Genomic DNA, 16,042 nt, shown 5'->3' on the forward strand with positions numbered 1-16,042 from the left:
ATTTTAATTTATTTATACCAGTAACTTTCCAATTGTTTTATAGACCTAACATAAATAACCCGATTGCGATAATGACTGCTACGAGTGGTACAACGACTGTCATGGCTCCAAAGGCTCCATATGCATCTTTATGTGTTTCACCTGCAATAGAGCGAATCGTCGTCACGGTATATCCACCATGTGGCAGTGAATCTAACGTGCCTGAAGACATCGAAATTGTCCTATGCATCGCATCAGCATTTACACCCATATCTAAATAGTGTGGTGCTAATATCGGTAAGGCAATCGATTGGCCACCAGATGACGAACCAGTTAATCCAGCGATAACCATTACAGCAAATGCACCTGTAATTAATGGAGAACCTGGTAAGTTCGTAACATAATTGATAGCGTCGTTAAAAGCTGGTGTGACTTTAGCGACGCCACCAAAACCTACAACTGCTGACGTATTACCTAACGCAATCAATGCACCTTCAGTACCTTTTCCGACTGCTTTCCAAAAATCTTTAAAATAACTTTTATTCAATAACCATGTTGCGATGATACCACTCGTTAAAGCGACTATTAGTGCGGATTGCTCTAATGTATCATGTAAGAAAAATGATACTAACAACACAATAAATAACGGAATCATACTTAAAAATGGATTAGGTAGTTTATTTCTATCTTCCATTTGATCCCCAGTTCTACTAATAAAACATTCACCTTTTCGTTTTGCTTTTTTAATCATATGCATTAACCATAGGTAACCTGCAACTAACATAAACAATGCAGTGATGATACTAACAGTCCACCCTGCATATGGACTTGTATGTAAATATGGGATTGGGATCCAGTTTTGTATTTCTGGAGAACCAGCTGAAGTCATTGTAAATGTAGTGGAACCTAAAGCTAAAGTAGCCGGAATAAATCTTCTTGGAAAATCAGATTCCTTAAATAAATTTACAGCCATAGGATATACAGCAAATGCGACTACAAATAGACTAACCCCGCCATAGGTTAAGACACCACAGGCTAGTACAATTGCTAAAACGGCTCTTTTCATACCTATTTTTTTAATAATCCAATGTGATACACTTTCTGCAGCACCACTGTCTTCCATGACTTTTCCAAAAATTGCTCCAGTTAAAAACATTAAATACCAAGATGTCACGAAACCAGAAAACCCATCCATATAACTTGTAACAAAATCCATTTCCTTACCTGTAGCAAGTTGAGAAAATAAAGGTAAACCATTTAAAACGCCAACAAACAACGCAGACAAAGGCGCTGCGATTAATAGATTCACGCCTCTCATTACTAGAATAGTTAAAATAACTAACCCACCAACTAATCCTATAACACCTAACATATAAGTATGTCCCCCTTTAGAACATAAACGGTTTTATTTATTTCCTTTATCTCCATACTTTCTTACACGTAATAATGCTTGTTCTGCGTGTCCGGCAAAGTTCTCATAACCGCATAGTCTCGCTGCATACTCACCCATAGCTGCGCTTTGTTCTTCAGATGTAATACGTTGATAAGTCACTGTTTTAATAAATTTACCTACCCATAAGCCCCCTGTATAACGTGCTGCTTTTTTAGTAGGTAGTGTGTGATTCGTACCAATGACTTTATCGCCATAAGCTACGTTTGTTTCTGGCCCCAGGAATAGCGCGCCATAATTTGTTAAATGATTTAAAAAGTAGTCTGGTTCTTTAGTTAGTACTTCGACATGTTCAAAAGCGAGTTTATTCGCTTCTATTACAGCTTCTGCTTCATCTTTCACAATAATCACTTGCCCATAATTTTCCCAAGATTCACTTGCAATATCAGCTGTTGATAACGTTTGTAATTGTCTTTCTATCTCTTTTAAAGCTGCTTCAGCAATTGCTTCAGAAGTAGAAATAATCGCACCTGGAGATGTGGGTCCATGTTCCCCTTGACCAAGTATATCTGTAGCAATCATTTCAGGTTCTGATGTTTCATCTGCGATTACTAATGTTTCTGTAGGTCCCGCGAGTAGATCGATACCGACTCTGCCAAATAGTTGGCGTTTCGTTTCTGCCACAAAAGCATTACCTGGCCCAACAATCATGTCTACAGAATCTATCGTTTCTGTACCTATCGCCATAGCACCCATGGCTTGAATGCCGCCTAGAATATAAATTTCATCGGCACCTGCTTTGTACATTGCATATACAGTTGTTTCTGGAATTTTACCATCTATCGGCGGTGTACAAGCTATAACACGTTTCACCCCAGCAACTTTGGCAGTTAAGATGCTCATATGCGAAGAAGCAATCATCGGGTACCTACCACCTGGAATATAACACCCTACACTATCAACCGGTATATTCTTTTGACCTAATATGACACCAGGTGAATTTTCTGTTTCGAAGTCTTGTAAGGAAGCTTTTTGAGCTTCAGCAAATCTTTGAATGTTATTTTGCGCGAATGCGATATCATCTTTAACTTGTTGTGGAATATCGTTAACAATTTTTTCTATTTCTTCATCACTTAATTTAAAACTTTCTGGACTCCAATTATCAAACTTTACAGACAAATCGCGTAAAGCTTTATCCCCCTCAGCTTCAATTGTTTTAATCGTATCACTTACAATTTGACTAACCTTCTCATCAGATTGTTTTATTTCTTCTTGGCTTTTACCATGTTTTAGTTTATAAGACATTTGAAAATCCCCTCTCCCAGCGATTACGCATGCGATTAAACACAAAAAATAATCTTGCATACGTATGCAAATAGTTCACTTTATGTTATAGTAAGCGCTTTCAAATGTCAAATTGTTTTCGTTGTTTTTCTGAATTTAAACTTCCCTTTTAACTTTCTTTGTTCTATTTCATCAAAGTTATCTTTTAATAGAATTTCAATTGTTTCCTCAATCATGTTGTTCAGTGGCTGCGACCAAGTAGATAATTGATGATTGGGCCAAGACGCCATCCGTATATCATCAAATCCTATCACTTCAATTTCATTAGGTACTTCAATATTCATTTTCTTCACTGCTTCTAATGCTCCGAGTGCTGTAATATCATTTGCGCCAAATATACCTTGGGGTCTGTTGCCATCTTTCAGGTATTTTAATGTCGATTTGTACGCTGTCTCAAAGGTAAAGTCTCCCTCGACCATATCTATATCTTGGTTTCTTTCACTAAAATACTGCTTAAAACCCTGTAATCTATCTCTATTTGTGGATGTGTTATATATACCTGACACATATAAATTGTGCTTGTACCCTTGCTTATAAAAATATTCAGCCACAGACCTTGCTGCATAAATATTATCACTTGAAACTGAATTACAATTTAAAGATTCATCATATCTATTAAATAATATGACTGGAATACTTGAGCTCTTTAACTTTTTCACCAAATCTGACGATAATACCGCATCTGTGATAATGATTGCTTCAACGTTATATTCAATAAATTGGTTAATTTCTTCTTGCTGAATTTCTTCATTTTCTGTATATACAAATAGCACAGAATAGCCAAATTGTTTCAGTTTTTGTGTAAATAATGCTAAAACTTCATGATAGAATGGGTTCTGTTTATCTTTCATAGCTAAACCAATTAATTTAGATTTGTTAGTAATTAAACCCCTAGCTAAAGCATTCGGTTTATAATTTAATTCATTGGCAACTTTTAAGACTTTTTGCTTAGTTTCTTCTGACACACTTTTGCCAGGTGTAAAAACTCTTGAAACTGTAGATTGTGATACATTAGCCTTTTTAGCTACCATTTCTGCTGAAACATTTTTCTTTTTCAACTTTATCACTCCGTCCATATGACTTCATATTTGTATGTAGCACACTATATTTTATAATTCAACACTTTATATTACATTATAGAATAGAAATTTCAAATGTTGCACTATTTCAAAGCAAAAACACTTCCGTAATCATACATAGCATATGAATTTAGCGAAAGTGTCTTTTTATATTTATCTCTAAATTTGTGTGTAGTTATGTTGAAAATAAAATTTATACTTTTCTGTAACGTTTAAGACCAATGATATTTAGTATTGTAAATATGAAAATGAATAGTAACAGTATAACAATATCGAACCAAATAAATTCAAATCCCTGTCCCTTAATCATTACATTGGTCAGCGCGTCACCAGCATATCTTAACGGAAATACATAGCCAATAGCACTAACCCAATTGGCAATACTATCTAAAGGGATAAGTCCAGAGAAAAAAACCTGAGGTATAACAACTAACGGTATAAATTGAACCATTTGAAATTCTGAATTTGCAAAAGTTGAAACAAACAAACCAATAGCTAAAGCAGATAATGCAATAAGTATATTAATTAATAATACCCACCATATACTTCCTACAACCTCAACTTTCAGTAAGTATATGGAATAAAATACAATAATTAATGTTTGTAATATCGCAAACAAACCATAACCTGCTAAATAACCAAAGACAATTTCACTTCTTTTAACAGAGGTTGCAAGTACACGTTCTAAAGTCCCTCTGGTACGTTCTCTTAAAAGTGCTATACCAGAAACTAAGAATACAAAGAAAAAGACAAAAAAACCAATTAGAATTGGAAATATTTTATCAAAAAATGTACTATTAGCATCACCATAAAGGTAATGATTATCTATGTTCAATGCCTCTGTCTGTTGTCCATTGGCTTGTTTCATATTGTCAGGTATCTTTTCGACAATTTTAGCCATGTCTTGCATCTTGTTTTTTTGAATTGCACTCGCTAATAATTGTTTCGTTGAGCCTGTCTGACTTGGATCTTCATTTTTATACGTAACTTCTAAGTTAGAATTTTTTTGTTCAATATATGCATCCAGCTCTGAATCCACAATCGTATCTTTAATTGAGCTAGGTGCATCATATTTTTCAATATCTACTTTATCTGAAGGCAAAGCGTTCACAATTTCATTTGATACTGATACATCTACACCCATTTTTATATTTGTTTCATTATTAGTATCAAAAATAAAATACATCAGTGTTAAAACTAAAATCGGGGCAAATAACATTAAAGCTAACGTTCTTTTATCTCGTAATAATTCTTTAATAACTCTGATAAAAATAGCCTTAAATCTCATTATTGCACCCCCGCTTCTGCTTTTATAAACACTTCTTCTATAGAATCTACTTCAAATTTATCTTTCAATTCTTGCGGTGTTCCTATAGTGAAGAGCTTCCCTTCAACAATTAAGCCGATATAATCACAACGTTCCGCTTCTCCCATAACATGTGTAGTGACAATTACAGATTTACCTTCATTTGCTAAACCATTCAATTGCTTCCAAACATCTTTTCTAAGTTTAGGGTCAATACCGACCGTAGGCTCATCTAAAATAATAAGGTTGGGATTAGCTAACAGTGTTATGGCCAAAGAAAGTCTACGTTTCATACCACCTGAAAAATGAGAAACGACCTTCCCTAATTCAGGTTCTAAATTTACTATTCTTGTATTTTCAGCAATTGCTTCTTCTAATTTCTTACCTTTTAACCCCATCAAATTACCGAAAAACACTAAATTTTCTCGAGCTGTTAATGACTCATATAATGCATCACTTTGCCCCATGTAGCCTATTTCATTCAGTACTTTACGATTAGGTATTTGTTTATTGAAAATTTGAGCCTGTCCTTCATCTAAACTTTCCATACCCATTAAACATTTTATTGTCGTAGTCTTACCTGAACCACTAGGTCCGATTAATCCTAAAATTTCTCCAGCAGATAACTCTAAATTGATGCCATCTAAGACTTTCTTTTTATTATAATATTTTATTGCATTTGTTAACTTTGCTACAAGGTCAGCCATAGAGTTCCCTCTCCCATGTAAATAATTGTTTATAAAACGAGTATATACCTCTCATTTGTAAAATCAATTTAGCACTAAAAAACTGTGCCGTACTTCCATATTATGGGTGTGCGGCACAGTTGAATCATAAATACACTTTTTGCTAATTTATTTTTTAATTAAACATACAATATTACTACTTTGACTTCACTGATTCACTAAAAGCTTGATAGCCTTCTCTTACATTAACGATATGATTAAAGCCTTTAGCTTCTAATATCCCTACTGCTATAGAACTTCTTACACCTGATTGACAGTGAACATATATTTTATCTTCTTTATTAAATGGTAAATCTTCAATCATCAATTTGCCATGTGGAATATGAATCGCTTGTGATAGATGTCCATTCTGCCATTCTTCTTCAGTACGCACATCTAATATGTGTTGTTCTTTGCCTGTTATATCAGTGCTATGAATAGATGATGTCATCGTTAAACTTTGTGGCGAACGGTATCCGCTGACATAATCAAATCCTATTAATTGTAATGTGTGTACCGCTTCTTCTACAATTTCTTTGTCACCTATTAAATCAATGGGTTGATCGTAATTTAAATACCACCCAATTTGGTTAATAAAATTCTTATTGTAAGGGATATTGATTGTACCTTTAGTATGTCCACCATGAAAAGCTTCTTTAGTACGTAAATCAAATGCTAAATTATCTTTATTTAAACTAGGATAAACGTTATATGAATGATATAAGTTCATCCCGAATTGATTAATTTTTTTCATTTGCGCAAAGTGATGTGGTGGCGCGGGTTGATTTGACGTTAATGTCTCAATGAATGTTAGTTTATTCGTTTCATTAAACGCCCAATTGTTCATTTTTTCATAACCTAAGGTAGTCATTGGCACCGCACCTAGTGACTTACCACAAGGACTGCCTGCCCCATGTCCCGGCCATATTTGAATAGAGTCAGGTAAATCTTTCACAGTCTCAATAGAGTGATACATTTGTTCGGCACCAACTTCAGTAGAACCTTCCATTTGAACTGCTTTTTCTAATAAGTCAGGTCTTCCAATATCACCAACAAATATAAAGTCACCGCTAAATAGCCCCATAGGTACTTGGCTACCTCCACCTTCGTCAGTTAATAAAAAACTAATACTCTCTGGGGTATGGCCTGGCGTGTGTAACACTTCTAATTTAATGTGGCCTACTTTAATTTGATCTTGGTGTTTAACATAACGTGTTTGGTCTGGCATGTTTTGATAACTTAATTGATTATCACCTTCACCAGATACATAAATTGTTGCATTTAAACGCTTTGCGACATCACGAATACCCGAAGCAAAGTCAGCGTGTATATGTGTTTCTACGGCATGTGTAATCGTAAATCCTTCACTATCTGCTACTTCTATATATTCCGCTAAATCACGAATTGGATCTATCACTATTGCTTCACCTGTACGTTGACATCCTACTAAATAAGAAGCTTGTGATAAGTGTTCATTATAAAATTGTTTGAAATACATAATACATCCTCCTTTTTAACCGTTACACTCGTACTAAATAAATAAATTATGACTCGCGTTTTCAGTGTCGCCGATATACGTACCTACACCGCCATAGGCAATTTCATCTCTCAACTCTTCTTTTTTAATGCCCATAATATCCATACTCATCGTACATGCAATCAGTTTAATATCTTGATCTATCGCTTGGTTGATAAGTGATGGTAGCGAATCAACATTTTTCTTTTTCATTACATAACGCATCATCACATTACCCAATCCAAACATGTTCATTTTAGAAAGCGGCAATTTTAAAGGGGACTTCGGCAACATCAAATCAAACATTTTCGCAATACCTTGCTTACGCACTTTTGAAGTTTTTTCCTTTTTCAAGGCGTTAAGCCCCCAGAAAGTAAAGAAGATAGTAACATCTCTGCCTACAGCTTTAGCACCATTTGCGATAATCATTGCTGCCACTGCTTTATCTAACTCTCCACTAAACAATACAATTGCAGTGCCCTTAGCTGTCTGGTTAACTTCCATAGCTTTGGGTTGCTCTTTTTGGATAATAGCTTTAATCTCATGCCCATTTTCATTTAAATTTACCAATGTATGACCTGTTTGTTTCACCCAACTTTTAATATCACTAGAGAAACCTGGATCTGTAACAGTAACCTCCATTTGGTCACCTTCTTGAATATTTTTTACTTCTTTACTGATATTAACTATAGGCCCTGGGCATTGAAGATTACTGTAATTAAATTGTTTACGGTCTGACTTAATATCTACCTCTGCACTTTCTACTACTGCTTCACCTTCACTCACATTGTTCTGTGCATAAGCTTGATAACCACCTTCTAAATTGACTACATCATAGTCTTGGTCAGATAAATATTCGCTCACTTTAGCACTACGATTTCCACTTTTACAGTGTATATAGTAAGTTTTATTTTTATCGCGATTAAATGTTTCAATGTTATCTACAGGATGTAGTATGGAACCGTTGATATGCCCTAATTCATGTTCTTCTTCTGTTCTAACATCAATCAGTTGACCATCAGAAGCTAATTTTGCTAATTCTGATTCACTTAAATCATTGATATGTTTTTTGTTATATTTTTTCATATTCATCCTCCTAAAAATACCTATAGGGGTATCATAAAGTGTGTATACACTATTGTCAAATACCCCAGACCCTATTTGACACTTTTAATTTATTCACTTAGTATATAGGTAATTAGTCTTTAATATGGAGGGAAAATTATGGATTACGATAAAAAAATGGTTAACCGTATAAAACGAGTACAAGGTCAGTTAAATGGCGTCATTAAAATGATGGAAGACGAAAAGCATTGTAAAGATGTCATTACTCAACTTAGTGCATCTAAAAGTTCTATCCAACGATTAATGGGTGTCATTATTAGTGAAAATTTAATTGAGTGTGTAAGAGAAGCAGATGAAAATAATGAAGATTCCCAAGAATTAATTAACGAAGCCATTGAATTATTAGTGAAAAGTAAATAATGGATATTCTCACAATAACTATTATGTTGTTTATTGGAATATTTGGAGGATTTATCTCTGGATTAGTAGGTATTGGAGGCGCAATTATTATTTACCCAGCTATCCTATTATTACTACCATTATTTGGCGCTCCTGCATATAGTGCATATATCGCATCAGGCCTTACTTCAAGTCAGGTTTTCTTTAGTACATTAAGTGGTTCAATAAAAGCCAGGAAAAAACCTGAATTTTCTCCACAACTTGTAATTTATATGGGTGGTGGCATGATTATAGGAAGTGTTTTAGGTGCGCTCCTAGCAAATTTATTTAATGCTGCATTTATAAACGTTATATATATTATAATTGCTGTATTAGCGCTAATATTGATGTTTATTAAAGTGAAGCCTTCTTCACAAACTTCTCAATTTAACGGTCCTTTACTTATAAGTATTGGGGTTATAATAGGTATTATTTCAGGTATAGTCGGTGCAGGTGGTGCCTTTATTATTATTCCTATACTACTCGTGGTATTTAAATTACCAATGAATACTGTTGTCGCTAACAGTATCGTCATTGCTTTTATGTCTTCAATAGGAGCTTTCATTGTAAAGTTTATGCAAGGTTATATACCTATGACAGATGCACTATTTTTAATTATTGGGAGCATTCTTTTTGCGCCATTAGGTTTAAAAGTAGGCAATAAAGTGCCAAGCTTTGTACAAAAATGGATTGTGAGTATTTTAATTATTATCGCAATTATGCAACTGATAATCTAACTTAATTTAAAAGGAGGCTTTATAATGAATCATTGGGATGAAAAATTCGACTCAGACAATTATATCTATGGTGAGGAAGCAAACGAGTTTGTGAAAAACATTTTTCAAACTAACACTACAAACAATCAAAATATAGTATTATTCGCAGAAGGTGAAGGCCGAAACGCGATCTACCTTGCACAACTTGGTTACGATGTCACAACATATGATATGTCTAAAGTAGGTATCGATAAACAATATAAGCTAGCACAAGAGACCGGTGTTAGTATAAAAGCAAATTATGGTGACATCACACAACCGGACCTAACAACTCAATCAACATTTGATTATAGTATTAACATTTTTGGTCATGTCCCTACCGAGGGCAAACAAGCTATGTTTAATAATCTTATTCAATCATTAGTCAAAAACGGTCACAGTTATTTTGAATTTTACTCAATAGAACAACTAAAATATCGTACAGGCGGTCCTAAAGATAAGACAATGCTTTATGAAATAGACGAAATTAAGCATTACTTAGCTCAACACGCTATTAGAATTCATATGCTAGAAAAGCTTGAAACATACCGCTACGAAGGGACAAAACATACAGGTCTGTCTTCTGTAATACAAGGTCATATTGAAAAATTATAATTCATTAATAAATGATCATATTCTATTAATAGCCCTTCTAAACAGTTAATAGCATTATGTGGATTGCATAGAAGGGTTTAAATCACTTAAATTCACCCCTCTATATTCCTTGTCTACATAATCTACTATTCAATATAAAATAATTAAAAAATCAAAGGGATACCTAATTCTTACAATTCCAATTAAATAAGTAATATTACACTTAGGCATAAAAATCCTCTAGTTAGGCATTTTCATGCAAATCAACACTGAAATATTTTATATTGTAGTTGATAAATTAAAACTTTGTTTTAATTTTAAATACTTGGAAAGGGGTGTTTTATATGTCAGCAATCATAGAAGCACTAAATAATGCCATCCAAGCAGGTATTGCTCATGATTGGGTAACTATGGGTACAAGCATTGCAAGTGCATTAGCTAGCGGTGTAGACTTTGTTTTAGGTTTCTTAAAATAAAGTCATTTTTCTCACAAAAAGGACCTTCTCTAAAATCACGTGTGATATTTTTAGAGAGGGTCTTAAATTTAACTTCTAAACATTTGTAGTTTGAAAATAAAAAATGGCTGAGACATAAATATATGTCTCAGCCTCAAAGTAATATCTTAACTATACTTTTTCAGTTTGTGCTTGTGCTTTTTCATTGTTTGACGCATGTGAAGAACCGATTGCTTCGATTTCTTCTAGTGTACGTCCTCTAGATTCTGGAACGAATTTTTTCACAAATAGTACGCCGAGTATACAAATGATGCCGAATATCGCAAATACGATTTGTTGAGGGAAATACACTGTCATAATTGGGAATAGTAATCCAACTAAGAAAGAACCAATCCAATTTAATGAAGATGCAGCACCAGAAGCAAATCCTCTAATTGCTAACGGGAAGATTTCTCCTACTATCACCCATGTTAATGGCGCCCATGTAAATGAATAGAATGCTACATAGATACTTAAAAATACCACGATGAGTATCGGATTCGCATTTGGTAAGAACAAATGGATAATTGCCGGTAATATGAAGGATAATCCCATCACAGTACCACCCAACATAAGTAATGTTCTTCTGTTAAATTTATCCGCTATCCAAATGAACAGTAATGATCCTAATACTAAAATAACACCTTGAATAATTGGCCACATTAAAGCTGTACTTGCTGAGCTACCAGTAGCTTGTTCAACAATTAATGGAATATAATAGAATATTGCATTTGCCCCTTGGAATTGTTGGAACGCAGCTACACCCAATCCAGCGATAACTAAATATTTATATTTGCCACTAAATAATGTTGCTAATGATTGGTTTACTTTATTCTTACTTTCTATTTGAATTGTCTTGTTTATTTCTTCAAATTCTTTATCTACGTTTTGGTTATTTCTAAGATTGCTTAAGACTATTTTAGCTTCTTTAAATTTGTTATTTTTAATTAAAAATCTTGGAGACTCTGGTAATTTTAATACGCCCCAGAATAAAATGATTGCTGGAACTGCTGCTGCTCCTAACATTAATCTCCAACCCATTTCAACAGGTAAACCTCTTAAGAAATAGTCTACGATGTATGATAACAACATCCCAGATACAATCATTGTTTGGTTCATACCAGACAATTGACCACGGTACTTGGCTGGAGCCATTTCTGACATGTAAGCTGGCACTAATGCTGATGCAGCACCAACTGCTAATCCAAGAATCACCCTTGATATAATTAAGAAATAACTACCATCATGTGGTGCGATACCTGACAAAACAGAACCAATTACGAAAATGATTGCAGAAATTAAAATCATTTTCCTTCTACCAAGCGTATCAGATAATTTACCTGCTAAAATACCACCAAATATAGCACCTAGCATTACTGATGAAGTAATTAAACCAATTATAAATCCACTGTTAATATCCCAGTCTTCTCTTAAAAATGGTAATGCTCCGGTCATAACACCTATGTCATAACCAAAAAGTATCCCACCAAAAGCGCCGAAGAAATAGATAAAACGATTCGAAACTTTACTGTTTATTTTCATCCCATTCACCCTTTTTTAAAACAAAATATGCCTTACATTACGCCATTTGATTAACGACAATCTACTGTAATTTAATTTATTAATGTATACTTTGAATCAAACATGTTTAATAATATTTCTATTTGCGATGTATTCAATTTAAGTGACAGTACTGTGTGATGACCGCCGCCTTCTTCAATCCAACGTTTCACACCTTGTTCTAATGATGGTTTAACGTCCCATAACACTCTAGCTACTGGTAAGTTAGGTGCAGGTTCATCTAATTGTTTAGCAGTAATTTCATTCACAATAAACTTGAAGTGTGTGCCTAAATCCATCATTGTGACAACTACACCGTCGCCAGCTTTTCCATCAAATACTAATCTCGCTGGATCTTCTTTACCACCTATACCTAGTGGATTCACAACGATTTTAGGTTTCGTGTCTGCAAGTGTTGGATCAACTTCCAACATGTGTGCGCCTAAAATATGTGATTGGTGACTTCTTAAGTCATACGTATAATCTTCCATGAAACCTGTTGCTTCATTTTCTGCAGCAATTTTAAGTAAACGGTCTAAAGCAGCAGTCTTCCAATCACCTTCACCTGCAAAGCCATAACCTTGTTCATTAAGCCTTTGTACTGCTAAACCTGGTAATTGTTTCATACCATGTAAATCTTCAAAGTTAGAAGTGAAAGCAGTATATCCGCCATCATCTAAAAAGCGTTTAATCGCAATTTCATATTTGATTTGTTCTTTAACAGAAGTATTAAATGCAGCTTCACTGTACTCTCTGTAATCAAAGTCGTATAAATCTTCATATGATTTAAATAATTGATCTACTTCAGAATCTGTTACTTGCTTCACATATTCTACTAAATCGCCTATACCAAAATAATCTACTGTCCAACCATATTGGATTTGTGCTTCGATTTTATCCCCTTCAGTAACAGCTACATTACGCATGTTGTCACCAAATCTTGCAACTTTTAAGTTAAAGCTTTCATTATAAGCATTGGCTACAACCATCCATTCGCTTAATTGTTTTTGTACACTTTCATCTTTCCAATGTCCAAAAATGATTTCATTTTTCTTATTAAGACGGCGGTTAATATAACCGTATTCTCTATCTCCATGCGCTGATTGATGTAAATTCATATAGTCCATATCAATGTTTTCCCAAGAAATATCATTGTTATATTGAGTTGCTAAGTGTAGCAATGGTTTTTGTAATAATTTAGTGCCTCTAATCCACATTTTCGCTGGTGAAAATGTATGCATCCATGTAATTACACCTAAAATATCATCACGATAATTTGCTTCTTTCATAATATCTGTAATTACATCTGCTGAAATTGCTAATTTTGTTTGTAATTCAATCTCAAACGGTAATTGTGCATTCGCGTTTAATTCATCCGTAATATTTTGTGCATTTTGTTTAACTTGTGCAAGCGCATCATCACCATAGAGTTCTTGTGATCCGATTACAAACCAGAATTTTTTTGTTGTAGCCATTTTGTTTCCTCCTTAGTTTTGTCCGTAATAGGCATTAGCCCCGTGTTTTCTTTCAAAGTGTTTATCAAGTATTGCTTTAGGTAACGTTTCTGCGAATGGATTTAATTGTCTTGTGAAGATATTCATCTTACATACTTCTTCTAACACTACTGCGTTCATCACAGCTTTCTCGCAATTATCTCCCCAAATAAATGGTGCGTGACCGTGCAATAATACTGCAGGTACTTCATGTGGATTGATATCTTTTTCTTTAAATGTTTCAACAATGACATTGCCTGTTTCATACTCATAATCTTTATTGATTTCTTCAGTCGTTAAAAATCTAGCACACGGAATTTCGCCGTAGAATGTATCTGCGTGTGTCGTGCCCATAGCTGGCACGTTTAATCCTGATTGTGCCCACGTTGTTGCCCATGGTGAATGCGTATGTACGACACTGCCAATATCACCAAATTCTTTATAAAGGACAGCATGTGTCGGCATATCTGAAGAAGGTTTTAAATCTCCTTCAACCACTTCACAATCTAAATTACAAACCACCATATCTTCTTCTTTCATGACATCATAATCTACGCCACTCGGCTTGATAACAAATAATTGTGATTCTGCATCAAAGGCACTCACATTACCCCATGTATATTTAATCAATCCTCGGTTAGGTAATTCTAAATTTGCTTTATAAACTTCAGCTTTTAACGCTTCTAACATGTTATTTGCCTCCTAAATATTTAGCTATCGATTGTTCTATAGGTAAACCTTGTTTTACTTTTTCTACATAGTTATTAAAGTTAATCACTTCTTGCTCCGCTGGTTCCACAGTTACTTCTTCTGTGTTTAAAAATACAACTTCACTTAAAAAGGTGTCTAGAGGTTGTTGAGATTCTTGTGCGGTATAGTATGCTAAAATACTGACACCCCATGCGCCCCCTTCACTTGCCGTATCCATTACGGTAATCTTATTTTCAAGTGCTGATGATAATACTTGTTGCGCGACACCTTTCGTTTTGAAAATACCGCCATGCGCAATTAATTTATCTATATTAATCGATTCATTATTTTTCAATAAGTCCATTCCAATTTTCAAAGCACTGAATGCACTATATAAATGCATTTTCATAAAATTAGCTAAGTTGAAATTATATTTTGGCTCACGCACAAATAATGGATAACCTGTCTCTACGTCTGTGATATTTTCTCCTGAAACATAGTTGTATGAAAGTAAGCCACCAATGTTGTCATCACTTTCTAATGAACGCTCGAATATTTGTCCGTACAACTTATCCGATGAAAAATCAACGCCCATGACGCTTAATACTTCACCAAATATGTTCATCCAATCATTAATATCAGAAGTACAGTTATTGGTGTGAATCATTGCTACTTCACTGCCATCAGGTGTTGTTACTACATCAATTTCTGGGTACATACCTTTTAATGCATCAGATAAGACAACCATTGCAAATGCACTTGTACCGGCTGATATATTACCTGTATTCTGTGCTACTGTATTCGTTGCTACCATACCAGTACCAGCATCACCTTCTGGCGGACACATCACACTACCAGCTTCAAGATTTCCTGAAGGGTCTAATAATGTTGCACCTTCGCTTGTAAGACGACCACCATTTTCACCTGCCAATTTAATTTCAGGTAATATAGCTTCTACTGACTTTTCAAATCCTTTTCCTTTAAATAAGTCATCAGCTGTATTTAATAAATCTGATCTATAAGTTTTGCTATTAACATCTATAGGGAACATGCCAGAAGCCTCGCCTATACCGACTACTTTTTCACCTGTTAAGTACCAGTGCACGTACCCAGCTAACGTTGTTAAATATTCAATTTGATTTACGTGCGCTTCTTTATCTAATATAGCTTGATATACATGAGAAATACTCCAACGTTCTGGAATATTAAATTGGAACGCTTCGCTAAGTAACGTGGCTGCCTTTGCTGTAGTACCATTTCTCCAAGTTCTAAATGGTACAAGTAAATCTTCATTATGATCAAACGCTAGATAACCATGCATCATACCGCTGATACCAATCGACTTTACTTGTTTTAATGTTAAATTATGTTTTTCTTTCATTTCTGTTGTCATTGCACTATAACTTTTCTGTAAACCGACCCAGATATCATTAATTGAATATGTCCAATATCCATCTACGAATTGGTTTTCCCATTCAAAATGCCCGGATGCAACTGTATTTAAGTGCTGATCAATCGCTACGGTTTTAATTCTTGTAGAACCAAGTTCAATACCAATCGATATATCTTCACTGCTTAATGCTTTCTTCAAACCATCCATTTCCAACACTCCTA

Annotated in this window: 15 protein-coding genes; 4 read left to right on the plus strand and 11 right to left on the minus strand. The window is 34.4% G+C overall.

The annotated features are described in order from the left end of the window. Window positions 1-37: 37 nt before the first annotated feature. From M4L39_RS00245 to M4L39_RS00275, 7 genes are all read right to left on the minus strand, one after another. Window positions 38-1,351 (minus strand): GntP family permease, encoded by a 1,314-nt coding sequence (locus M4L39_RS00245; RefSeq protein WP_277580179.1) that lies wholly within the window; start codon window positions 1,349-1,351, stop codon window positions 38-40. 33 nt (window positions 1,352-1,384) lie between these two features. After that, window positions 1,385-2,674 (minus strand): histidinol dehydrogenase, encoded by a 1,290-nt coding sequence (hisD, locus tag M4L39_RS00250; protein WP_277580180.1) that lies wholly within the window; start codon window positions 2,672-2,674, stop codon window positions 1,385-1,387. 107 nt (window positions 2,675-2,781) lie between these two features. Continuing rightward, complete coding sequence (locus M4L39_RS00255) at window positions 2,782-3,780, minus strand: LacI family DNA-binding transcriptional regulator (RefSeq protein ID WP_431197644.1); 999 nt, start codon at window positions 3,778-3,780, stop codon at window positions 2,782-2,784. 205 nt (window positions 3,781-3,985) lie between these two features. Beyond that, a complete protein-coding gene (locus M4L39_RS00260; RefSeq protein ID WP_277580182.1) occupies window positions 3,986-5,080 on the minus strand; it encodes an ABC transporter permease in 1,095 nt (364 codons plus the stop codon). Further along, window positions 5,080-5,805 (minus strand): ABC transporter ATP-binding protein, encoded by a 726-nt coding sequence (locus M4L39_RS00265; RefSeq protein ID WP_277580183.1) that lies wholly within the window; start codon window positions 5,803-5,805, stop codon window positions 5,080-5,082. The genes M4L39_RS00260 and M4L39_RS00265 overlap by 1 nt, the downstream gene beginning before the upstream one ends. A gap of 175 nt (window positions 5,806-5,980) precedes the next feature. Then, a complete protein-coding gene (cstB, locus tag M4L39_RS00270; RefSeq protein WP_277580184.1) occupies window positions 5,981-7,321 on the minus strand; it encodes a persulfide dioxygenase-sulfurtransferase CstB in 1,341 nt (446 codons plus the stop codon). A 33-nt stretch (window positions 7,322-7,354) separates the two neighbouring features. Next, window positions 7,355-8,425 carry a DsrE/DsrF/DrsH-like family protein gene (locus M4L39_RS00275; protein WP_277580185.1) on the minus strand — a complete coding sequence of 357 codons (1,071 nt, stop codon included), beginning with the start codon at window positions 8,423-8,425 and terminating at the stop codon, window positions 7,355-7,357. Window positions 8,426-8,563: 138 nt separating this feature from the next. Here M4L39_RS00275 and cstR point away from each other — a divergent pair, with 138 nt between their 5' ends. From cstR to M4L39_RS00295, 4 genes are all read left to right on the plus strand, one after another. Then, window positions 8,564-8,824: a persulfide-sensing transcriptional repressor CstR gene (cstR, locus tag M4L39_RS00280; protein ID WP_002506435.1), complete on the plus strand. Its 261-nt coding sequence runs from the start codon at window positions 8,564-8,566 to the stop codon at window positions 8,822-8,824. Beyond that, window positions 8,824-9,579 carry a sulfite exporter TauE/SafE family protein gene (locus M4L39_RS00285; protein ID WP_277580186.1) on the plus strand — a complete coding sequence of 252 codons (756 nt, stop codon included), beginning with the start codon at window positions 8,824-8,826 and terminating at the stop codon, window positions 9,577-9,579. The genes cstR and M4L39_RS00285 overlap by 1 nt, the downstream gene beginning before the upstream one ends. Before the next feature lie 24 nt (window positions 9,580-9,603). Continuing rightward, window positions 9,604-10,212: a class I SAM-dependent methyltransferase gene (locus tag M4L39_RS00290; RefSeq protein WP_277580187.1), complete on the plus strand. Its 609-nt coding sequence runs from the start codon at window positions 9,604-9,606 to the stop codon at window positions 10,210-10,212. A 323-nt stretch (window positions 10,213-10,535) separates the two neighbouring features. Next, complete coding sequence (locus tag M4L39_RS00295) at window positions 10,536-10,667, plus strand: beta-class phenol-soluble modulin (RefSeq protein WP_002506432.1); 132 nt, start codon at window positions 10,536-10,538, stop codon at window positions 10,665-10,667. Window positions 10,668-10,817: 150 nt separating this feature from the next. Here the strand turns inward: M4L39_RS00295 and M4L39_RS00300 are convergent, their stop codons facing one another. The 4 genes from M4L39_RS00300 to M4L39_RS00315 all read right to left on the minus strand — a co-directional run bounded on the left by M4L39_RS00300 (window position 10,818) and on the right by M4L39_RS00315 (window position 16,028). Next, window positions 10,818-12,227: a sugar porter family MFS transporter gene (locus M4L39_RS00300; RefSeq protein WP_277580188.1), complete on the minus strand. Its 1,410-nt coding sequence runs from the start codon at window positions 12,225-12,227 to the stop codon at window positions 10,818-10,820. Between the two features lie 71 nt (window positions 12,228-12,298). Next, entirely contained in the window at window positions 12,299-13,720 is a 1,422-nt protein-coding gene (gene araA, locus M4L39_RS00305) for an L-arabinose isomerase (protein ID WP_277580189.1), read from the minus strand. A gap of 12 nt (window positions 13,721-13,732) precedes the next feature. After that, complete coding sequence (locus M4L39_RS00310; RefSeq protein ID WP_277580190.1) at window positions 13,733-14,428, minus strand: L-ribulose-5-phosphate 4-epimerase; 696 nt, start codon at window positions 14,426-14,428, stop codon at window positions 13,733-13,735. A gap of 1 nt (window position 14,429) precedes the next feature. Continuing rightward, window positions 14,430-16,028 (minus strand): xylulokinase, encoded by a 1,599-nt coding sequence (locus M4L39_RS00315; RefSeq protein ID WP_277580191.1) that lies wholly within the window; start codon window positions 16,026-16,028, stop codon window positions 14,430-14,432. Window positions 16,029-16,042 lie beyond the last annotated feature (14 nt).

Source organism: Staphylococcus equorum (genome assembly GCF_029531845.1).
In the GTDB taxonomy this organism is placed as follows: domain Bacteria; phylum Bacillota; class Bacilli; order Staphylococcales; family Staphylococcaceae; genus Staphylococcus; species Staphylococcus equorum_C.